Annotated in this window: 18 protein-coding genes; 13 read left to right on the forward strand and 5 right to left on the reverse strand. The window is 63.8% G+C overall.

The window, feature by feature from the left end; genetic code table 11:
- Positions 1-17: 17 nt before the first annotated feature.
- The 3 genes from BR00_RS04165 (at position 18) to BR00_RS04175 (ending at position 2,529) form a co-directional block, all read left to right on the forward strand.
- A complete protein-coding gene (locus tag BR00_RS04165; RefSeq protein WP_496476360.1) occupies positions 18-1,694 on the forward strand; it encodes a nickel-dependent hydrogenase large subunit in 1,677 nt (558 codons plus the stop codon).
- 77 nt (positions 1,695-1,771) lie between these two features.
- Positions 1,772-2,257 carry a HyaD/HybD family hydrogenase maturation endopeptidase gene (locus tag BR00_RS04170; protein WP_496476361.1) on the forward strand — a complete coding sequence of 162 codons (486 nt, stop codon included), beginning with the start codon at positions 1,772-1,774 and terminating at the stop codon, positions 2,255-2,257.
- Positions 2,258-2,265: 8 nt separating this feature from the next.
- The gene (locus tag BR00_RS04175) at positions 2,266-2,529 is read left to right on the forward strand and encodes a HypC/HybG/HupF family hydrogenase formation chaperone (protein WP_496476362.1); all 264 of its coding nucleotides are present in this window, start codon (positions 2,266-2,268) and stop codon (positions 2,527-2,529) included.
- Positions 2,530-2,596: 67 nt separating this feature from the next.
- Here the strand turns inward: BR00_RS04175 and ftsH are convergent, their stop codons facing one another.
- A complete protein-coding gene (ftsH, locus tag BR00_RS04180) occupies positions 2,597-4,423 on the reverse strand; it encodes an ATP-dependent zinc metalloprotease FtsH (RefSeq protein WP_496476363.1) in 1,827 nt (608 codons plus the stop codon).
- A gap of 166 nt (positions 4,424-4,589) precedes the next feature.
- On the opposite strand from ftsH, the gene BR00_RS04185 reads away from it, so the two are divergent.
- Positions 4,590-5,906 (forward strand): M23 family metallopeptidase, encoded by a 1,317-nt coding sequence (locus BR00_RS04185; RefSeq protein ID WP_496476364.1) that lies wholly within the window; start codon positions 4,590-4,592, stop codon positions 5,904-5,906.
- Positions 5,907-6,059: 153 nt separating this feature from the next.
- On the opposite strand, the gene BR00_RS04190 is transcribed toward BR00_RS04185, so the two are convergent.
- Genes BR00_RS04190 through BR00_RS04200 form a run of 3 tightly spaced genes read right to left on the reverse strand, consistent with a single transcriptional unit; the run spans position 6,060 to position 9,650 of the window.
- Positions 6,060-7,988, reverse strand: coding sequence for a molybdopterin biosynthesis protein (locus BR00_RS04190; protein WP_496476365.1), 1,929 nt, complete (start codon positions 7,986-7,988; stop codon positions 6,060-6,062).
- Positions 7,985-9,250, reverse strand: a complete 1,266-nt coding sequence (locus tag BR00_RS04195; protein WP_496476366.1) for a molybdopterin molybdotransferase MoeA — start codon at positions 9,248-9,250, stop codon at positions 7,985-7,987. Before BR00_RS04195 ends, BR00_RS04190 begins: the two co-directional genes overlap by 4 nt.
- A 7-nt stretch (positions 9,251-9,257) precedes the next feature.
- Positions 9,258-9,650: a winged helix-turn-helix domain-containing protein gene (locus BR00_RS04200; protein ID WP_496476367.1), complete on the reverse strand. Its 393-nt coding sequence runs from the start codon at positions 9,648-9,650 to the stop codon at positions 9,258-9,260.
- 130 nt (positions 9,651-9,780) lie between these two features.
- Here BR00_RS04200 and BR00_RS04205 point away from each other — a divergent pair, with 130 nt between their 5' ends.
- The 8 genes from BR00_RS04205 to BR00_RS04240 all read left to right on the forward strand — a co-directional run bounded on the left by BR00_RS04205 (position 9,781) and on the right by BR00_RS04240 (position 18,855).
- Entirely contained in the window at positions 9,781-10,650 is an 870-nt protein-coding gene (locus BR00_RS04205; protein ID WP_496476368.1) for a formate dehydrogenase accessory protein FdhE, read from the forward strand.
- Entirely contained in the window at positions 10,650-11,285 is a 636-nt protein-coding gene (locus BR00_RS04210) for a molybdenum cofactor guanylyltransferase (RefSeq protein ID WP_496476369.1), read from the forward strand. Before BR00_RS04205 ends, BR00_RS04210 begins: the two co-directional genes overlap by 1 nt.
- A 61-nt stretch (positions 11,286-11,346) precedes the next feature.
- Positions 11,347-12,201 carry a branched-chain amino acid ABC transporter permease gene (locus tag BR00_RS04215; RefSeq protein ID WP_496476370.1) on the forward strand — a complete coding sequence of 285 codons (855 nt, stop codon included), beginning with the start codon at positions 11,347-11,349 and terminating at the stop codon, positions 12,199-12,201.
- A gap of 64 nt (positions 12,202-12,265) precedes the next feature.
- Positions 12,266-13,276 (forward strand): branched-chain amino acid ABC transporter permease, encoded by a 1,011-nt coding sequence (locus BR00_RS04220; RefSeq protein ID WP_496476371.1) that lies wholly within the window; start codon positions 12,266-12,268, stop codon positions 13,274-13,276.
- The gene (locus BR00_RS04225) at positions 13,263-14,027 is read left to right on the forward strand and encodes an ABC transporter ATP-binding protein (RefSeq protein WP_496476372.1); all 765 of its coding nucleotides are present in this window, start codon (positions 13,263-13,265) and stop codon (positions 14,025-14,027) included. The genes BR00_RS04220 and BR00_RS04225 overlap by 14 nt, the downstream gene beginning before the upstream one ends.
- Complete coding sequence (locus tag BR00_RS04230; protein WP_496476373.1) at positions 14,027-16,111, forward strand: ATP-binding cassette domain-containing protein; 2,085 nt, start codon at positions 14,027-14,029, stop codon at positions 16,109-16,111. Before BR00_RS04225 ends, BR00_RS04230 begins: the two co-directional genes overlap by 1 nt.
- 45 nt (positions 16,112-16,156) lie before the next feature.
- The gene (locus BR00_RS04235) at positions 16,157-17,314 is read left to right on the forward strand and encodes an ABC transporter substrate-binding protein (RefSeq protein ID WP_496476374.1); all 1,158 of its coding nucleotides are present in this window, start codon (positions 16,157-16,159) and stop codon (positions 17,312-17,314) included.
- A 608-nt stretch (positions 17,315-17,922) separates the two neighbouring features.
- The gene (locus BR00_RS04240; protein WP_496476375.1) at positions 17,923-18,855 is read left to right on the forward strand and encodes a magnesium transporter CorA family protein; all 933 of its coding nucleotides are present in this window, start codon (positions 17,923-17,925) and stop codon (positions 18,853-18,855) included.
- Between the two features lie 52 nt (positions 18,856-18,907).
- On the opposite strand, the gene BR00_RS04245 is transcribed toward BR00_RS04240, so the two are convergent.
- On the reverse strand, positions 18,908-19,255 hold the full coding sequence (locus tag BR00_RS04245) for a cupin domain-containing protein (protein WP_496476376.1): 348 nt from the start codon (positions 19,253-19,255) through the stop codon (positions 18,908-18,910).
- Between the two features lie 247 nt (positions 19,256-19,502).
- On the opposite strand from BR00_RS04245, the gene BR00_RS04250 reads away from it, so the two are divergent.
- On the forward strand, positions 19,503-20,243 hold the full coding sequence (locus tag BR00_RS04250) for a glutamine ABC transporter substrate-binding protein (protein ID WP_496476377.1): 741 nt from the start codon (positions 19,503-19,505) through the stop codon (positions 20,241-20,243).
- The last annotated feature ends 1 nt before the right edge of the window (position 20,244 follow it).

Here is a 20,244-nt window from a genome sequence, read left to right on the forward strand (position 1 = left end):
CGAAAAGGAGAATACCTATGGCCAACACGCCGATGAATACCAATTTCAAAGGCCCCATCGTGGTCGATCCCGTGACCCGTATCGAGGGCCATCTCAAGATCGAGGTGGAGGTGGACAAGGGGAAGGTGGTCAATGCCTGGTCCAGCTCCCAGCTTTTCCGCGGCTTGGAGCTCATCCTCAAAGGCCGTGACCCGCGCGATGCCCAGCACTTCACGCAGCGTTCCTGCGGCGTATGTACCTACGTGCATGCCCTGGCCTCCACCCGCTGTGTGGACAACGCCGTGGGCGTCGATAAAAAACTCCCGGACAACGCCCGCCTCATCCGCAACTTGGTGCTGGCAGCGCAGTTCCTCCATGACCATGTGGTGCATTTCTATCATCTCCATGCCCTAGACTGGGTGGATGTGGCTTCGGCCCTCAAGGCGGATCCCAAGAAGGCCGCGGACATCGCCAACTCCATCTCACCGCGCAAAACCAAGGCCGAAGACCTCAAGGCCGTGCAGGACAAGGTCAAGGCCCTGGTGGATTCCGGGCAGCTGGGCATCTTCACCAATGCCTACTTCCTGGGGGGCCACGACGCCTACTACCTGCCCCCGGAAGTGAACCTCATCGCCACGGCCCACTACTTGGAGGCCCTGCACCTGCAGGTGAAGGCGGCTCGGGCCATGGCGGTGTTCGGCGCCAAGAACCCGCACACCCAGTTCACCGTGGTGGGCGGCGTCACCTGCTACGACGGCCTCACCGAAGCCCGTATCAGCGAGTTCGTGAGTCTGTTCAAAGAGACCAAGCAGTTCATCGACGAATGCTACATCCCGGACCTCTTGGCCGTGGCCTCTTTCTACAAAGATTGGGCGGGCATCGGCGGGACCACCAATTTCATGAGCTTTGGCGAGTTCCCGGCCATCGAGAGCGATCTCAACAGCCGCTGGCTGCCTCCGGGCGTCATCTACAAGCGTGATCTCGCCAAGGTGCAGGCCTTTGATCCCAAACTCATTACCGAGCATGTGCGCCATAGCTGGTACGAAGGCGACAAGGCCCTGCATCCTTTCCAGGGCGTGACCGAACCCAAATACACTTCCTACGAGGACCGAGACCGCTATTCCTGGATGAAGGCGCCGCGCTACAACGAGACCGCGGTGGAAACCGGTCCGCTCGCCACGGTGCTCGTGGCCTATGCCAAGGGCCATCCCGAGGTGAAGGCGCAGGTGGATGCCGTGCTCAAGCATTTGGGCGTGGGCCCCGAAGCCCTGTTCTCCACGCTGGGCCGCACCGCTGCCCGGGCCATCGAGACCAAGGTCATCGCCGACAAGCTGATGGATTGGGTGGGCGCGCTGTCCGCCAACATCAAACAGGGCAACACCAAGATCTATCAGGAATGGAAGATGCCCGACGAGGCCGAGGGCGTGGGCTTCGTGAACGCCCCGCGTGGTGGGCTGAGCCATTGGATCCGTATCAAGGGCGGCAAGATCGAGAACTTCCAGCTGGTGGTGCCGTCCACGTGGAACTTGGGGCCGCGCTGCGCCAAGGGCCAGCTCTCCGCCGTGGAAGAGGCCCTGATCGGCACGCCTATTGCGGATCCCGAGCGTCCGGTGGAAATCCTGCGCACCGTACACTCCTTTGACCCGTGTATTGCCTGCGGCGTGCACGTCATTGATTCCCGAACCAATCAGGTGCGGGTCTTCCGTGTACTCTAATTCTGCACTCGTATGAGGTCGCGCGGCGGGCTGGGAGAACCTGGCCCGCCGTTTTGCCGTTGCAGTCAGGAGGTATTGTGACGCAAATACTCGTGTTGGGGGTGGGGAACATCCTCTTTACGGATGAGGGGATCGGCGTGCGGTGCGTGGAAATCCTGCAGCAGCAGTACCGCTTTTCCGACAATGTGACGCTCATGGATGGCGGCACTCTGGGGACGAAACTCATGGGACCGCTCATGGAAGCGGATTTCGTGGTCGTGTGCGATGCAGTGCTGGGCGACGGCCCGCCAGGCTCTGTCTATCGTCTTGAGGGAGATGACTTGCGCAAGAGTCTGGCCTTTCGGGACTCCATGCACCAAACCGATTTGGTGGATACCTTGACCATGTGCGGGCTTGCAGGCAAACGGCCCCATGCCGTGGTGATTGGCATGGAGCCGGCCGACTATCAGACCATGGCCGTGGAGCTTTCCTCGGTGGCGCAGGCCGCCATGCCGGCCATGGTGCAGGCGGTGTTGCAGGAAGTCGCCGCCGCTGGTGGTACTTTTTCTCCCCAAGCCCAGTGAGGTGTCCTATGTGTTTGGCCATTCCTGCCCGCATTGAACGTATCGACAATGGCGTCGCCACCTGCCGCGTGGGAGAGGGCGAGACCTTTGTGCAGGCCTCGCTCATGCTCTTGCCGGAACCGGCGGAGGTGGGCGACTACCTCATCATCCATGCGGGGTTTGCCATCCGTAAATTGGATCTCCAAGAAGCGCAGGAATCTTTGACCATCCTGCGCGAGCTCGCCGAGGCCTACGAACGCGAACAGGCCCGTTACGCCCAGCCCACCGCATAAACGAAAATGGCCCGGCCGTAGAGATTACGTCCGGGCCATGATGCCGTGGGGCGTGTTGGGTGGCCGCTTATGCCTTCGCGCACTCGGGGGTGGAGAGCGCCGAGAGGAGGCGCTCCACATCGGCTTCTTCCAAGGTTTCCTGGGCCAGGAGCGCGCTGGCTGCGGCTTCCAGGGCATCCTGATTGGTTTCGAGGATGCGTCGGGCGCAGGCAAAGGCGTCCATGACGATCTCCCGCACCGCGGTGTCGATCCTGCGCCGTACTTCTTCCGAAACCGCGCCCAGTTCATCGGGGGAGAGCTGGCTATCCAGAAAGCGGGAGCGCTGGCCGGCAAAGGCCACGAAGCCCAGTTTTTCGTCCATGCCGTAGCGGGTGACCATGTCTCGAGCAATTTGTGTGGCCCGGGCCAGGTCGTCGGCGGCCCCGGTGGACAGGTGCCCAAAAACGAGAACTTCTGCGGCGCGTCCGCCCAGAAGCACCATGATGCGGCGCATGAGGTCTTCTTTGGTCGTCAGGTACCGGTCTTCCGAGGGCCGCTGCAAGGTGTAGCCCAGGGCGCCGATGCCGCGGGGGATGATCGAGATCTTGTGCACCGGGTCTGCCCCAGGCACGGCGCGGGCCACCAGGGCGTGGCCGATTTCGTGGTAGGCCACCACGCGCCGCTCTTCCGAAGATAGCACTCGGCTACGCTTTTCCGCGCCAGCCACGATGCGTTCGAAGGCGGCGGTAAAGTCTTCCATGGCCACGGCGTCGGCACCACGGCGGGTGGCAAAGAGGGCGGCTTCGTTCACCAGGTTGGCCAGATCCGCGCCTGCAAATCCCGTGGTCATGGCCGCCACTTTGTCCAGGTCCACGTCTTCGCCCAAGGTGATGCGCCGGGCGTGCACTTCGAGGATCTGGCGCCGGCCGATCTTGTCCGGTCGGTCCACCACCACCTGACGGTCGAAGCGGCCAGGTCGCAGCAGCGCCGGGTCGAGGATCTCGGGGCGGTTGGTGGCGGCCAGGATGACGATGCCTGCGGAGGAATCAAAGCCGTCCATCTCCACGAGCAATTGGTTCAAGGTTTGCTCTTTTTCGTCATGGCCGCCCATGCCCGGAAAGGCCCCGCGTGCCCGTCCCAGGGCGTCCAATTCGTCGATGAAGATGATGCAGGGCGCTTGATTTCGCGCTTGATCAAAGAGGTCCCGCACCCGGGCCGCGCCGACGCCCACGAACATCTCCACGAAGTCCGAGCCGGAGATGAAAAAGAACGGCACCCCGGCCTCGCCGGCCACGGCCTTGGCAAGGAGGGTCTTGCCCGTTCCCGGAGGGCCTACCAGCAGCACGCCTTTGGGCATGCGCGCCCCGAGGCGGCCGTAGGACTTGGGGTCCTTGAGGAAGGCGACGGTCTCTTGCAGCTCGGCTTTGGCTTCATCCACGCCCGCCACGTCGGAAAAGGTGACTCCGGTATCTTTTTCCACCAACACTTTGGCCCGGCTTTTGCCGATGGACATGAAGCTGCCCATGCTCTGCTTTTCGGCAAAACGGCGGAAGAGGAAATACCACACCGCAAAGAAGACCAGGGCCGGCGCCACCCAGGAGATGAGATCGCGCAGAAAGGTGTTTTCCACCACGCGGGTATATGGGACCCCGTAGCGATCGAGGCGTTCGGCGAGATCCGGCTCCACGCGCGCCGCGGCGATGGCGATGGTGCGGCCTTCCGGGGCCTTGAGCTTGCCGGTGATCACCTGCTCGCCAATGGTGACCTCGGCCACTTTGCCTTGGGCCAGGGCCTGTTCGAAGGCCGAGTAGGGGACGGTCTCCACGCTGCGGTAGGTCTGGAGCATCTCCTGAAAAAGGAGCAGGAGCATGATGGCGATGATCCAATACCCCACGTGCCAATGTCGATTTTCCATAGGATCTCCTCAGGCTGCAAATGACCGGCGGTTTTACGATGGTTATTTTTCCTTTTTTAAGGGGGATGGAGGCTCGCGTCAAGTGCCTTGCCAAAAGAAGCGCCCCTCTCTATCCCCACGGGGTGTTTGGACGTTGGGTTGTACGGTGATACTCAAGGAGGACTCTATGCCCCCTCGTCGTTCTTCTGGTATACTGGTGTTTTTGGCAGCGCTCATCCTGGCGGCAGGTGTGGGTGCGCTCTATGCCCTCAAGGCGGAATGGCATAAGCCGCTGCTGCGGTTGAGTCCGCAGCAGGCCACGGTGAGTACCGCCACGGTGTTTCGCCTGGAGGCGCAGGACGCGGATTCCGGAATCCGCCAGGTGGTGGTGAGCGCGGATCTTCCCAGCGGAGCGCCGGTGGAGATTCTGAAAAAGACCTACGATGCCCCGCAGGGCGCGATTGTCGAAGAGTTTTCTCTCGCGGCGCTCCCGGTCAAAAGCGGCAAGCTCACCCTCAAGGTGGCGGTGACTGACGCCTCGTGGCACCGGCTGGGCATGGGCAATACCGCCCGTCTGGAACTGCCGCTGACGCTGGATTCCACCCCGCCCATCGTGTCCGTCGTCTCGCGCCAACACAATGTGGCCCATGGTGGCTCCGGGTTGGTGGTGTATACTGCAAACGAGCCTTTGGCGCGCACCGGCGTCGAGGTGGGAGAGTACTTTTTCCCTGGATACCTGGAGCGTCCGGGCCGGTATCTTTGCTTCTTTGCCCTGCCCTTTGCCGTGGATCCGTCTTCGGTCCGCCCCGTAGTGCTTGCGACGGACGAGGCAGGTAACGAGATGCGCGTTCCCATCAATGTGTACGTTATTGCGAAGAAGTTTCGGAAAGACAGTATCAATGTCTCCGATGCCTTTCTCCAGAGCAAAATGCCGCAATTTGCCGCGCTGTACCCTCCTGGGACAGGACTCGTGGATATTTTCATCAAGGTAAATAGCGAGTTGCGTCGCCAAAACATCTCTCAGCTCAAGGAAATTGCGGTCAACACCGTCCCCCAGATGCTTTGGAGTGGGACGTTCATGCGTCTTCCCAAAAGCGCTACCATGGCCCAATTTGGAGATACCCGCACATATCTCTATGGTGGCAAGGCCATTGATACCCAAACGCATATGGGCATCGATCTCGCGTCCATTATCAATGCGCCGGTTCCGGCGGGGAATACAGGCCGGGTGGTCTTTGCCGGCTTTTTGGGGATCTACGGCAATATGGTGATGCTGGATCATGGCTTTGGCGTGCACTCCCTTTATTCGCACTTAAGCGAGATCCACGTGCAGGTGGGGGATGTGGTGCAGCGCGGCCAGATCATCGGCAAGACCGGCGCCACGGGCATGGCTGGAGGCGACCATCTCCATTTCGGCATGCTCGTCGGCGGGGTGGAGGTCCAGCCCATCGAGTGGTGGGATGGCCATTGGATCCACGACAATATTACGGAAAAACTGCAATAGCCTGCCGCCGTACTTCGGCATCTTGAAGATATCCCCCTCGGTTGGCCCTGAAATCACGGAGTTTGTGCACGTGCTTGAGGGGCCTTCCTCGGGGGATATTCTATTGTGCTGGCTGGGCGATGCACGGAGGTGGCGCGGAGTCCCCAAGGCTCCTTAGCCAAGCCCCATGCCTGGGCGCATGACCCGGCCGGTGAGGGTGGTCTCGTAGCCGCCTAGGCCCTGGATGCGTTTGTGGAAGTCCGGGTGTTGGAGCACGGCGAGGATGCGCTCGATGCGTGCGTCCGCGGCGTCCTCGCGGAAGACGAGGTCGTAGCGTTCCCGGGCCAGGGGGATGAAGTCCAGATCCAGGGCCCGGGCCGCGGCGAGGATCCCCAGGCCGCAGTCCGCCGCCCCGGTGCGTACGTTGGCGGCTACAGCCATGTGGGTGAATTCCTCGTGCTCGTAGCCGCGCACTTGGGCAGGCGCTATGCCTGCCTGCCGCAGGGCGTGGTCGAGGAGGATGCGGGTGCCTGCCCCCCGCTGGCGGTTGACGAAGCGGACTTCCGGCCGGGCCAGATCCGCCACGCCGGTGATCTTGAGGGGGTTGCCCTTGGCCACCATGAGGCCTTGCTGGCGGATGGCGAGGTTCACGCAGGTCACCGCCACCTGGGGGAGGTACTTGGCCAGAAATGGGAAGTTGAAATCCCCGCTTTCCGGATCGAAGAGGTGCATGCCCGCCAGAAGCGTCCGGCCGTCGCGCAGGGCGGTGATGCCGCCCATGGAGCCCACATGGCTCGAGGCCACACGCAGGGGTTCCTCCTGCCCCATGAGTTCGTCCGCCAGGAGGTCCAGCAGGTTGTCGTGGCTGCCGACGATGATGACGGTGCGATCGAGCTCCGCCCGCGGTCCCAAGAGTCTTGCCCGCACCACGGCGCCGGCCTCGATGCCTTCGCTTTCCGCCGGGATGATGGTCACGCCCTGGGCGCGGACCATGGTGGAGATGAGGCCCGCCCCGCGGCCCAGGGGCATGCCCACCAGGCGTTCGCCCACCCGGCCGATGGCCAGGCGGAGGTACTCATTGGTGCCGAGCTTGGAGGGCGTGGCCCGCGCCAGTTCCACTTCCACCTCCGGCCGCTCCGGTTGGGGCATGTGCCCGAGCCAGCACAGAAGCGGCACCACTGCTTCCTCCACACATACCGCAGCGGATACCGGGTAGCCGGGGACGCCGATGAGGAGTCTGCCCCCGGCGACCCCCAGCAAGGTGGGTTTGCCGGGCATGATGTTCATGCCGTGCACCAGCACTTCGCCAAGGCGCTCCATGACCATGCGCGAGTAGTCCTTGGCCCCGGCGGAGGAACCGGCGCCGATGGCCACGGCGTGGAATTCCTGTAAGGCGCGCCCCACGGCCTCGGCCAAGGCATCGGGGTTGTCGGGTACCGGCGGGGTCACCGTGACTTCGATGCCCAGGGGGCGCAAGAGGCCGGCCACGAGCTGGGAGTTGCTCTCGACGACCTGGCCTGCGGCGGGGTTCGGCCGGGCGCGGAAGTCGAGGACCTCATCGCCGGTGGGAATGAAGCAGAGCCGCGGGCGCTGCCATACCGTCACTTCCCAGATGCCGGCGGTGAGCACGGCCGCCACGTCGGCGGCGCCCAGGTGACGGCCGCGGGGGAGCAGCAGCTCCGTAGCCACGATGTCTTCGCCGATGCGGCGCACGTGCTGCATGGGAAAGACCGCGGTTTCCGTTTCCAGGGCGTCGCCGGTGTCCTGCACCACGTGTTCGATCATGAGCACGGCATCGGTGCCGGGGGGCAGCGGGTTGCCGGTATTGACGGCAAAGGCGTTTTCTCCCTTGGTCAGGCGCACGGGGGCTCCCGGCCGGGCGGTGAAGGTGTCGGCGGCGCGCACGGCGTAGCCGTCCATGGCCGCGCCGTGGAAGGTGGGGCTGGAAAAGCGGGCGAACACCGGCTCTGCGAGCACCCGTCCCAAGGCTTCGTGGCTGGGAACGGTCTCGGTGCCGATGATGGCGTCGCGGTCCAGGGCGGCCTGCACGCGGTGCAGGGCGTCCTCCACGGAGAGCATGTGGAGATAGACATTGCGTTTCATGATTCCTCCTCGCCGAAGGGGCGTGCGTCCCAGAGTATGACCGGCACCGTGGCCCCGGCCTCCATGCCTTCGAGATTGTCGTCCACCCGTACCAGACCGTGGGCGTCGAGGAGCGAGCGCAGCAGCCCCGACTTGGCGTTCACCGGCTGGGCCCACAGATCGTTTCCCCGGCGCACCAGGCGCACCCGCACGTATTCCTCGCGTCCGGGTTTGGAGGCGATATTGTGGGTGAGCCGGGCCAAGGTCCACGGGGGCGGGGCAAAGGCCTGCGCTTCGCCGGAGAGGTGCCGCAGCAGCGGGATCCCCAAGACCCAGAGCACCACGAAGGCCGAGGCCATCTGCCCCGGCAGCCCGAGCACCGGCCGGTCCTGCCAGCGGGCGACGATGGTGGGTTTGCCGGGGGCCATGGCCACCCCGTGGGCGAGGATCTGCGCTCCGAGCGCTTCGAGCACGCCGACGGTCAGGTCGCGTACCCCTACGGAGCTGCCGCCGGAAATGCACAGGAGGTCCGCTCCGGCATCGAGCCCCCGGCACAAGGCGTCCCGCAGCGCGGTCTCGTCGTCGCGCACCAATCCCAGGTCCAGGGGAAGGCCGCCGTGCTGGCGGGCGAGGGTTCGGATGACCGGGCCGTTGACGTCCCGGATCTGCCCGGGCCGGGGGGCGGCGGTTATGGGCACCAATTCGTCACCGGTGGAGAGCACCGCCACGCGCGGACGCCGCACCACCGGCACCGTGTGCACACCGAGGGCGGCCAGGAGTCCCAGATCTTGGGCCCGCAGGCGGGTGCCACGGGAAATGGCCTGCGCGCCCATGCGCACGTCTTCGCCGGCGAGGAGCACGTTGTCGCCGGGGGCCACCGAGCGGCGGATCTCCACGGTATCGCTTCCCAGGCTTTGCGTATGCTCCACCATGACCACCGCGTCGGCGCCGGCGGGAAGGCTCGCGCCGGTAGGAAGCGCCATACAGGTCCCCGGGGCAAGGGCCGGGATGTCCTGGGCGTCGATGGATACGGTCCCGGCAAGCTCCAGGTAGGCGGGCAGCGACTCGCTGGCGCCAAACGTATCCTGGGCGCAGACGGCGTAGCCGTCCATGGCCGAGCGGCTGCGGGCAGGCAAATCTTCGGGGGCCGTGACGTCGTGGGCGCAGACGCGGCCGAGGGCCTCTTCCAAAGGGACGTTTTCGGTCTCCGTGAGCGGTGCAAACGCCATGAGCATCTGGCGCATTGCCTCCACGGAAACCACACGGAAAAACGCACGTTCCATAGGGATGTCACTTGGGGGTGGATGCGGTTGAGGGGGTGCTGGGATCCTCGAATGCAGTGCAGGTGACCGCAATCCCCAGCAGGTTCTGGGCCCGCACGCTGGCAAAGGACTCCACTTCGCGGTGCAGCGCAAGAAAGGCGTCGCAGATGCGTTCGCCTTCTTCGGTGAGCTCGAAGCGTTGGCCTTTGGCCTTGCGCACCAGGGCCGTGCCCAGGCGCGCCTCCGTGGCTTTGAGTTTGCCCCAGGCGGCCCGGTAGGACATGCGCATGTCCGCCGCCGCCTGGCGGAGCGATCCATGCTCGCGGATCTTGGCCAGAAGCAGCGCCCGGCCCATGCCCATGGCGGTCTCTCCATGGTCTTCCATCCAGATGTGCACCCGCAGGCGCATGGCGTCGCCCATAAGCCCTCCTTGGGGTTGCGTGCCTCAAGACGAGAAGGAGCCTTGCTTCGACTCCGGTCTTGCTATGCCATAAAAGGCATGATAGCCGCGGCCATCATTTTCCTCAACCCCTCTTGTGAGCGAGGTTTTTATGCAGCAGACCCCAGAGAAGCTTGAACAGTACATGCAGTCCTGCCGTGCCAAATCCAATGTCCCGGAGGCCATGCTCCGCGTGGTGGAGCGGGTGGCCTTGTGGCAATGGGAGCACCCGGTGGACCCCGTCTCGGTCCCCGCCGTGGAGCTGACGGATGCCGATCGGCACCGGCAGGGCGTGCCCCTGCTGCCCCGGGCGGTGTTTCCGGTGCCGGAAGACGGCGCGGCGCGGGTGGAAAGCCTCATGGAGGCATTGGCGGATTCTCCGCTGGGCGAGACGGTTTCCGCCATGATGGGGCGTGTGCAGCGCGGTGAGCTCGATCTTTCTGCCGCGGTGCGGGCGGCTCTTTTGGGGGATGAGGCCTTTTTTGCCCCGTACGCCGCGCAGTTTCCCGATGCCCCGCGGCTGGTGCCCTTCGCGGTGGGCAGCGCCGTGACGCCGTGGGCGGAGGCCGTGGCGCGGGCGGCCTTGGGTGAGAAGGATTTGACCACTCCAGAGACCGTGTGGCCCCACGGCCACTGTCCGGTGTGCGGGGCCCTGCCGGTGGTGGGAGACTTGCGGGGCAAGGAAGGCCATCGCATCCATACCTGCAGCTTTTGCCATACCCCGTACCGGGCGCCGCGCCTGCAATGCCCCTTTTGCCTGGAGACGGCGCAGGGCCAGTTGGGGTTTGTGGATAGTCCGGAGCTGCCGGGGTTTCGGCTGCTCACCTGTTCCACCTGCCGCATGTACATCAAAGTCACGGATTTTCGGGAGATGGACCGCACGAGTTGGCCGGCCATGGATGACCTGGAGTCCATGTCCCTGGATCTGGCTGCCATGGAGCAGGGCTGGCGCCGCCCGACCCTTTCGGCGTGGGGCTTTTAGTGCGCTCCTCCCATGAGGCAGTCTGGGGTTTGGTCCTGGCCGGGGGGCTTTCGTCGCGCCTCGGCCGGGACAAGGCCTTGCTCCCTTTCCGCGGGGTGCCCCTGGTGGAACGGGCGGTGGCCCTCCTTTCCCGGGTGTGTCCGCGCGTGGCGGTGTCTTCGCGGCGCATGCTGCCGGGGCTGCCCGTCCTTTTGGACGCCACGGAGCGTGTGGGCCCCTTGGGGGGGATCCTGACGGCCTTGGAAGCGTGGCAGCGGCCGGTGCTGGTTTTGGCGTGCGATATGCCGCGTATGGAGGAGGAAGCGCTCGTGCGGCTGCTCGCCGCCCGGCGGGCTCGCCCCGCTCATGCCCTCATGACCGCGTGGGCTCGGCACGGTACACCGTATATCGAGGCCCTGGCCGCGGTGTATGAGCCTGCGGCAGCCGCGCCCTTGCGTCAGGGCCTGGCCATGGGGGTGTATCAGCTCTCTCGGCTCATTCCGGCATCACACCGCCATCACCTGCCCTATACCGAGGCCGAGGCCCATTGGTTCTTCAATGTGAATACCCCGGAAGACCTGGCGCAATTGCACGAAGCGTGTGGCCTGCAGGCGCGGGGGCACGGCTCTCAAGAGGCTTCGCCGCATCTGCCTTGAGCAGCGCGGCGTTTTTCCGTATCCCCGCTGGGCGCCTGCTTTCCAGGCGCGGGAGAGTATCATGGATTTCATGCAATTCGTATGGGCGGGGCTGGGAAACGGCGCCATCTATGCCCTCATTGCCCTCGGGTTCTGTGTGGTGCACGGGGCCATGGGCATCGTCAACTTCGTTCAGGTCGACCTGGTGACCTTGGGCGGGATGTTTCTGTATTCGGCATCTGTCCTGGCGGGGCTGCCGGTGCCGGTGGGGCTTCTGGCCGCCGTGGTGGGAACGGCTTTGGTGGCCATGCTCGTGGAGCGCCTGGGGCTTCGGCCCGCGCGCACCGACCATCCTTTGGTGCTCGTCTTTTTGACGGTGGGAATCTCCATCGTGCTCCGGGGCGCCATCCAGATGGTGTGGGGTAAAAACCGCATGGCGGTTCCGCCCATTGCCGAAGACGTGCCCGTGCGTCTGTGGGGGGCCATGGTCCTGCCGCAAACCCTGTGGATGATGGTCCTGACCGTGACCGCCATCGGCGGCCTCGTGTGGTTTTTTCGGGGCACGAACCTGGGGCTCGCCATGCGCGCCGTGGCCTCCAACCCTCGGGCTGCGGCGGTGGTGGGGATCCCTGCCGGGAGAGTACGCATGGCGGCCTTTGCCGTGGCCGGGGCGTGCGGAGGGCTTGCCGGGGCCTTGGTGACTCCGGTGACCACCTTGAGCGCCGATGTGGGCGTCCTCTTGGGGCTCAAGGGCTTTGCCGCCGCCATCTTGGGCGGTTTTGGCTCTTTTCCTGGCGCGGTGGCGGGAGGCGTGCTGCTTGGATTGGTGGAGTCTCTGGCCGCGGCGTACGTCTCCAGCGCCTACAAGGACGCCTTGGCGTTTGTGGTGCTGGTGCTGGTGCTCTGCTGGCGGCCGAGCGGGATCGTGCGGCAATGACAATAGGTTTGGAATCGATTATGGATTTATGGGTGTCGTATCGCTCTGGCGGCAGGAGGTTTGGGTGGACGGCTTGACGCGGTCCCGGTGGCTGCATTTTTTCTGGTCCCATCGGCTGGGGTTGGGGGTGCTTGCGGCTGCCGGCGCGGTGCTGCTTTTTCCGTGGTACACGGACAACCCCTACACCTTGGGGCTGACCAACCGTATCGCGCTGATGAGTGTGGCGGTGGTGGGGCTCAACCTCTTCATGGGATGCACGGGGCAGATCTCCCTGGGGCACGCTGCCTTTATGGCTGTGGGGGCATATATCTCGGGCATCCTTACGGTGCATGCCGGCTGGTCGCCGTGGCTGGCCTTGGTGGTGGCGGTGGCGGCCGCGGCCGGGTTTTCCCTGGCGATAGGTGTCCCGCTCTTGCGCCTCTCCGGCCATGCCTTGGCCATGGCCACCTTGGCCTGCAACGTGGTGGTCCATCACGTGCTCTTGCAGGAGGACCGGTGGACCGGAGGCCCCAGCGGCTTGGCGGGGATTCCGCCTTTGACCGCGGCGGGATGGGCCGTGGACGATCCGGTGCGGCTCCATTTTTTTCTGTGGTTCGTGGTGCTTGTGGTCATGTTTGGGGGGCTCAATCTGGTACGGAGCCTACCTGGCCGGGGGCTCATGGTGCTTGCGGCCGACGAGGTTTGCGCCGCCTGCCTGGGGGTGCCGGTGGCGCGCGCCAAGGTGGTGTTGTGGACCTTGTCCGCGGTGCTCGCCGCGGTGGCGGGTTCGCTTTTCGCCCATACCTACGGCTTCGTGAGCCCGGACTCCTTTGGCATCTTCGTGTCCACGGATTTGGCCATCATGGTGGTCTTGGGCGGCATGGGCTCGGTGTGGGGCTCGGTGCTGGGGGCTGCGGTGATCGTGCTGTTGCCGGAATTTTCCGAGCTGGCGGAGGCCTACAAAGAGTTCGTCCATGGCGGCCTCTTGGTGGCCATGTTGCTGGTGGCCCCGCAGGGGATGATCCGGGGCATCCGCCAGGCTGTCGCCTTGGCCTGGTGGCGGGCGCAGCAGGGGAGAAGCGATGCTGCAGCTTGAAGGGGTGACCAAGCGCTTCGGCGGCCTCACGGCCTTGGATGGCGTGGGCTTTGCCGTGACTCCTGGGAGCATTACCGCCCTCATCGGGCCCAACGGCGCCGGCAAGAGCACCTTGCTCGATTGCCTCTTTGGCGTGTGCCGGGTGGATACCGGCTCCATTCGCCTGGGGGAGCACGAACTCACCATGCTCCCCACCCATGCCATCGTCCGTCTGGGACTTGCCCGCACCTTTCAGAACCTGCGTCTTGCCCCGCATGAGACGGTGCTCGACAATGTCTTGGCCGGGCTGGTGACGCGCACGCCCTTTTCGTTCACCGCGGCGATCCTCCGCTTGCCTGCAGCCCGGCATGCGGAGCGCGCCTGCCGCCTGGCCGCCCTGGAGGCATTGGATCGTTTGGGTTTGGCCGCCAAGGCCCGGTGGCCCGCCGGGGTGCTCTCCTTCGGGGACAAAAAGCGACTGGAGCTTGCCCGCGCCCTGGTGGCCGCTCCCCGCGTGCTGGTGCTCGACGAGCCGGTGGCGGGGCTCAACCGCGCGGAGACCGAGACCGTGGAAGCGGAACTGGTGCGTCTGCGGCGGGCCGGCCGTACGGTGCTGCTGGTGGAGCACGACATGGACATGGTCATGCGTCTGGCGGATCACGTCGTCGTTTTGGACGGCGGTCGGCGCATCGCGGTGGGGACTCCGGCGGAAGTGCAGCGCAATCCCTTGGTACTGGAGGCGTACCTTGGCCAGATGGAGGTGGTGGCCTGATGCTGGAAGTTCGCGGCCTGAGCGTGCATTTTGGCGCCGCGGAAGCAGTGCGCGGCGTGGATTTCACCGTGGGCGCCGGAGAGACCGTGGCCTTGGTGGGCGCCAATGGCGCGGGCAAGACCACCACCCTGCGCGCCATCATGGGGTTGGTGCGGGCAAGCGGCGGCAGCGTGCGGGTGGATGGCCGCGAGGTGTTGGGGGCTTCGCCGGCCGCCATGGTCCGTTTGGGCCTGGCCCTTTCCCCTGAAGGCCGGGAGGTGTTTGCCCATTTGAGCGTGGAGGAAAACCTGCGCCTGGGAAGCCTCGTGCTGCGTCTTTCCCGTGAGGAAGAGGCGCGGCGCATGGAGGAGGTCTTTGCGCGCTTTCCGCGTCTGGCCGAGCGCCGCCGGCAGGCGGCCGGCACCCTGTCCGGGGGCGAGCAGCAGATGCTGGCCATGGGACGCGCCCTCATGGCCCGGCCGCGGCTGCTCCTGCTCGATGAGCCGAGCCTCGGTCTTGCGCCCAAGGTCACTGACGAGATTTTTGCCATCATCCACGCGCTTTCGCGTTCCGGCACGGCCATCTTGCTGGTGGAGCAAAACGCCGCCCGGGCCCTTGCGGCATCCACCCGCGCCTACCTCATGGCCGGGGGGCGGGTGGTGGAGCACGGCGAAAGCAGCCGCTTGCTCGTGGACCCGGCCTTGCGCCAGGCTTTCCTCGGCGCGGCCAGTGATCACAATCCTGCGGCCAGCCGCCTGGGCGCTGCAGGACTCACCAATATCCGTCTGGAGAAACCACCCATGCAGAGCGACTTCATGCCTTCGTTTCAGAGCCCCGAAGAACTTGCGGCACATCAGCTGCGGGGGCTGCAATGGACGGTGCGCCACGCCTATGAAGGTTGCAGCGCCTACCGGGAAAAACTCGATGCCGCAGGGATCCGTCCGGAAGACATCCACAGCCTGGCGGACCTGCGCCGTTTGCCGTTGACCACCGCCGAGGACTTGCGCGACGGCTACCCCTTCCCCTTGCGCGCCGTGCCCTTTGAGCAGCTGGTGCGCATCCATGCCAGCTCCGGCACCACGGGCAAGCGTAAGGTATTGTGCTACACGCAAAAAGACCTGGACGATTGGATCCACCTCTTTGCCCGCTGTTACCAGATGGCCGGGATCACGCCCCTGGACCGGGTGCAGATCGCCGTGGGCTACGGGGTTTGGACCGCGGGCATGGGCTTCCAACTGGGGTGCGAAAAACTCGGGGCCTTGGCCGTGCCCGTGGGGCCGGGCAATATCGACATGCAGATCCAGTTTTTGCTGGATTTCCAGTCCACGGTGTTTTGCTCCACCGCGTCCATGGCCCTGCTCATGGCCGAGGAGATCCACCGCCGCGGCGTTGCGGACAAGATCGCGGTGCGCAAGATCATTTACGGCTCCGAGCGCTCCAGCCGCTCCATGCGCGCCAAGATCAGCGAACTCTTCGGCGGAGCCGAACTCTTTGACATCACCGGGCTCACGGAACTCTACGGCCCCGGCATGGGCATCGAATGTCCGCACCACGACTGCATCCACTACTGGGCCGACTACTACATTCTGGAAATCCTCGATCCCGAAACCCTGCAACCCCTGCCGGATGGTGAATGGGGGGAGATGGTCATCACCACCTTGAGCAAGGAAGGCGCGCCCCTCATCCGCTACCGCACCCGTGACATCACCCGCATCATCCCCGGACCGTGCACCTGCGGGTCGATGCTGCCGCGGCACTCGCGCATCAAGGGCCGCACCGACGACACCCTCAAGTTCCGCGGGGTGAACATCTACCCCAGCTCCGTGGACGCCATCATTTCCGTGGTGCCGGGGCTTGGTTCCGAATACCAGATCCATCTCACCCGCGACGAGGCCGGCCGCGACCATATGCGCCTGGTGGTGGAGCGGGGCGAAGGGGTGCCGGCCGAGCGCTCCATCGACTTGGCCAAGGAGCTGGAACACCAGGTGAAGAAGCAGCTTTTGGTCTCGGTGCGGGCGGAAGTGGTGGATTATGGCCTGCTGCCGCGCTCCGAGCGCAAGAGTAAGCGCATTTTCGATACGCGCATTCAGGACGAGATCGTCTAGCGGTCTCACGGACGGCGCACGTCTGCAAAACCACGAGGAGGAAATATGGCGAAGAGAGTGGTGTGGCTGTTGATGTTTTTCTGTTTGGGGGCGGCTCCGGCGTTTGCCGAGGACGTCATCAAGATCGGCGCCTTTTTCGACCTTTCCGGCCGGGCGGCCTTCATCGGCACGCCCACCAAGCTGGTTGCCGAGATGGTGGTGGACGCCATCAATGCCGCAGGCGGTGTCAACGGCACGCCGGTGGAACTCGTCGTCGCCGACACCGAAGGCGATCCAGCCAAGGCGGCCTCCATCGCCACCAAGTTCATCTACAAGGACAAAGTGGCGGCCATCGTGGGGCCCACCCTCACGGACACGGGGATGAACGTGAAGAAGATCGTGCACACCGGGCGTACCCCCATTGTCATGACCGTGGGCGGGGACCCGGTGATCATGGACGGCGGGAAGTTCGGCCCCGCGCACTGGGTGTTCAAGTCGCCGCAGCGCTCGTCCACGGCCGTGGAACGGCTCTTTACCTACCTCAAGGACAAGGGCCTCACGCGGGTGGCCTTGCTCACGGCGGACGACGGCTTTGGTAAGGACGGATTGCGTTGGATGGAGGCCCTGGCCCCGCGTTTTGGTATCGAGTTCGTGGCCAAGGAGGCCTTTGGCGCCCGCGACACGGACGTGACCGCGCAACTGGTTTCCATCAAGAACGCCAACCCCCAGGCCCTCGTGGTGTGGACCATCGGTCCGGCCGGGGCCATCGTGGCCAAGAACCGCCAGCAATTGGGGATGACCATCCCGCTGTTCCAAAGCCATGGTCTGCCGGATCCCAAGTATATCGAGCTTGCCGGCCCGGCGAGCGAAGGCACGCGTATGCCGGCCACCAAACTCTTGGTGGTGGACGAACTTCCGGATTCAGACCCGCAAAAATCCGTGATCCAGGAGTTCGTGCGCCGCTACACCGAGCGCGGATACGCCAAGCAGTTTCCCATCAACACCCATTCGGGCTACGCGTGGGACGCCATCATGCTCATCGTCAAAGCCATGGAACGGGTGGGTACGGACCCTGAAGCCTTGCGCAGCGCCATCGAGACCACAAAAGGCTATGTGGGTGTCTCGGGCGTCTACAATCTGTCGCCCGAAGACCATAACGGCCTGGGCGTGGATTCCATGGTGATGGTGGAGGTCAAAGACGGCCGCTTTGTGCTGGCTCAGTAGCAAAGCGTCCCGCTTTCGTTCGGCGTGCCCGGGGCAGCGACCTGGTGTGCAGGGGGCTGCTCCGGGCCAACCTCGGGCGGTCCCTTCAGCGCGTGGCCGCTTCGGCCGCTGCCTGTGGGGGCATCCCAACCCGCCGCGCTTCCTCTGCCTTCATGAGTACGTCACCACGTGTCTTCATGGGATGACATTTCTATTGTCCCAGACAGGGGTGACAATATCATTGTCCGGTAACACACAGCCCCCTCGAGGGTTGATTTGTGTTGCATTGTGGCATAAGAAAACACGTCTTTGCAGGGCAAATGGCCCCTGGTGTCTCAACCTGTAACCGAGGAGCTTTCCGTGGATTCTGGCGATAGGGCTGGTCACAGTAGCCAGTCCCACCGGGACATCACCGCTTCGCTCTTCGGCTCCGCCGCACCCTTCTGATCTCCCGTTGGGCTGCCGGAGGGGCCGAGGGCTCTGGAGGGCAGCCGCATGTTTCTCTTTTTTTCGACGCCGTTGGTGCGCTACTTTTGGGCGCATATGGGCTCCAAGGCCGATCCCTACCCATGTGGCATGTGCGTTTCTGGGTTCATGAACGTTCATTCCACCGCTGGGAGGGAAAGCCGATGATTCTTATTCGCAAGACAATGTACGATACCCTGGTGACCTTGGATCACCTGGAGCCCGATAGCTGGATCAACCTGGTCAATCCATCGGAAGAAGAGGTGCAGCGCGTGGCCTTGCTCCAGGGCGTGCCGCTGGATTTCCTGGTGGACCCCTTGGATGCGGATGAGCGCGCCCGCCTCGAGGTGGAAGACGGGGTGATCCTTTTGGTGCTGCGCGTGCCTGTGGAAAACACTGCGGATCCTCGCGTGCCGTATATCACCATGCCCATCGGTGTGGTGATCACGCCGACGGCGGTGATCACCGTGTGCCGGGCGCAGCAAGACTTGGTGACCGAGATCTTGAACGGTCGCGCCCGCCAGGTGGATACTACCCACCGGCTGCGCTTTGCCATCACCTTGATGCAACGTTCGGCGCTCGCCTATTTGCGTTGTTTGAAAGACATCAATCGGCGTTCGGACACCATTGAGCAGGCGTTGCAAGAATCCATGCGTAATCAGGAGCTCATTGATCTTTTGGGGATTGAAAAGAGCCTGGTATATTTTACCACATCGCTCAAGGCCAACGACATCATCATGGATAAAGTGCTTCGTCTCCGGGCGGTGCAGCTTTCGGAAGAAGAAGTGGATTTGCTGGAGGACGCCATCACGGAGAACCGCCAAGCCATCGGCATGGCCAATATCTATAGTGATATCCTCTCCGGGACCATGGACGCTTTTGCCTCCATCATCTCCAATAATATGAACATGGTGATGAAGTTTTTGGCCGGGTTTACCATTATCCTCATGGTCCCGAACATCATTTCCGGGATTTATGGGATGAACATCGCGCTTCCCATGCAGGACTGGCCGCATGCGTTTGCCATTCTTTCGGCGCTTGCCGTAGGAGGTGTCGCGGCGACGTGGTGGTGGTTTGCCCGTAAGCGCTGGCTTTAGTGCGGCCATCGCCCCGAAGAGACGCGGGGCGATGGATGTGCGGTGATGCGTCTTATTGGGCGCGGAGCATGGTCAGGAGCATCTTGAATGGTTGGGGAGCGCCCACCGCATGGGGAACATGGGCCGGCATGAGGATCGCCTGCCCCGCGCCTACCCGGTGCGGGGTGCCGCCCACGGTGAACTCCCCTTCGCCGTCGAGTACCTGCACCAAGGCGTCGAAGGGGGCGGTGTGTTCGCTGAGATTTTGTCCGGCATCAAAGGCAAAAAGGGTGATGGTGCCTGCGGTGCTCTTGACCAAGGTCCGGCTGACGATGCTCCCTTCGGCGTAGGTCACGAGATCGGCAAGGGTGACCACGGCGGCTGGGGCCAGGGATGCGGCGGCAGGGGTCTCTGGGCTCATACCTTTCCTCCTCCGGGGGAATGAGGTTGCGGAGCGCGGCGTTTCAGGGGCCGCGTTGGAGACAGCTGTCTTTTTCTGGAAAAAGCGCGGAAAAGCAAGCAGACGCGGGGAGCTCGGGACGCCTTCTGCAGGGTGGAGTGGGAAATTTTCTTGAGTTGGGCCGTTTTTTTCGGAAAAAGCACAGGGTGTGCACCGCTGCGGGGAGAACCCGTAGAAGGAAACGTGAACCAAAACTAAAGGAGGGTACATGAAAAAATTGTCACTGATGCTGGTGGCGGCGAGCCTGCTGTTTGTCGGGACTGCTTTTGCGCAGAAGCTGACGGTGGCCACGGATACCAATTTTCCGCCCTTTGAATTCAAGGATCCGCAAACCGGCGTGCATACGGGCTTTGATGTGGAGCTTTGGGCTGCCATCGCCAAAGAGATTGGCGCGGAGTATGACCTGCAGCCCATGGACTTCAATGGAATTATTCCTGGATTGCAGTCCGGGCAGTTGGACGTGGGGATTGCCGGCATCACCATTAAGCCAGAGCGGGCCAAGGTCGTTGATTTTTCCGACCCGTACTACAACGCTGGTCTTTTGATCTTGGTGCGTGCAGACGCCACCGACATCAATGCCATCGAAGATTTGAAAGGAAAAATCGTGGCCACTAAGCTGGGGACAACTTCCGAAGACTTCGTGAAAAAAAATGCCCAGGCCAAGGAAGTGAAGCTGTACCCCAACAATGACGCCATGTTCATGGAGCTTTTGAGCGGCGGCGCCGACGCAGTGGTGTTCGATTCGCCGGTCATCGCCGATTTCATGAACAAGCGTGGAAAGGGCGTGGTGAAGGTCGTTGGCCCCCTGTACATGGGACAGTCCTACGGCATTGCCTTCCCCAAGGGGAGCCCGCTGGTGTCCAAAGTGAACGCTGCCTTGAAAAAGCTCAAAGAGAGCGGCGCGTACCGCGATCTGTACCTCAAGTGGTTCAACACGGAACCCAAATAAC

The organism is Thermodesulfomicrobium thermophilum DSM 16697 (assembly GCF_059568695.1).

Bases quoted from the DNA above. Each gene is read 5' to 3' on its own strand.
- BR00_RS04165 (WP_496476360.1), top strand. From the start codon at position 18: ATGGCCAACACGCCGATGAATACCAATTTCAAAGGCCCCATCGTGGTC.
- BR00_RS04175 (WP_496476362.1), top strand. From the start codon at position 2,266: ATGTGTTTGGCCATTCCTGCCCGCATTGAACGTATCGACAATGGCGTC.
- ftsH (WP_496476363.1), bottom strand. From the start codon at position 4,423: ATGGAAAATCGACATTGGCACGTGGGGTATTGGATCATCGCCATCATG.
- BR00_RS04185 (WP_496476364.1), top strand. From the start codon at position 4,590: ATGCCCCCTCGTCGTTCTTCTGGTATACTGGTGTTTTTGGCAGCGCTC.
- BR00_RS04190 (WP_496476365.1), bottom strand. From the start codon at position 7,988: ATGAAACGCAATGTCTATCTCCACATGCTCTCCGTGGAGGACGCCCTG.
- BR00_RS04195 (WP_496476366.1), bottom strand. From the start codon at position 9,250: ATGGAACGTGCGTTTTTCCGTGTGGTTTCCGTGGAGGCAATGCGCCAG.
- BR00_RS04200 (WP_496476367.1), bottom strand. From the start codon at position 9,650: ATGGGCGACGCCATGCGCCTGCGGGTGCACATCTGGATGGAAGACCAT.
- BR00_RS04205 (WP_496476368.1), top strand. From the start codon at position 9,781: ATGCAGCAGACCCCAGAGAAGCTTGAACAGTACATGCAGTCCTGCCGT.
- BR00_RS04215 (WP_496476370.1), top strand. From the start codon at position 11,347: ATGGATTTCATGCAATTCGTATGGGCGGGGCTGGGAAACGGCGCCATC.
- BR00_RS04225 (WP_496476372.1), top strand. From the start codon at position 13,263: ATGCTGCAGCTTGAAGGGGTGACCAAGCGCTTCGGCGGCCTCACGGCC.
- BR00_RS04230 (WP_496476373.1), top strand. From the start codon at position 14,027: ATGCTGGAAGTTCGCGGCCTGAGCGTGCATTTTGGCGCCGCGGAAGCA.
- BR00_RS04235 (WP_496476374.1), top strand. From the start codon at position 16,157: ATGGCGAAGAGAGTGGTGTGGCTGTTGATGTTTTTCTGTTTGGGGGCG.
- BR00_RS04240 (WP_496476375.1), top strand. From the start codon at position 17,923: ATGATTCTTATTCGCAAGACAATGTACGATACCCTGGTGACCTTGGAT.
- BR00_RS04245 (WP_496476376.1), bottom strand. From the start codon at position 19,255: ATGAGCCCAGAGACCCCTGCCGCCGCATCCCTGGCCCCAGCCGCCGTG.
- BR00_RS04250 (WP_496476377.1), top strand. From the start codon at position 19,503: ATGAAAAAATTGTCACTGATGCTGGTGGCGGCGAGCCTGCTGTTTGTC.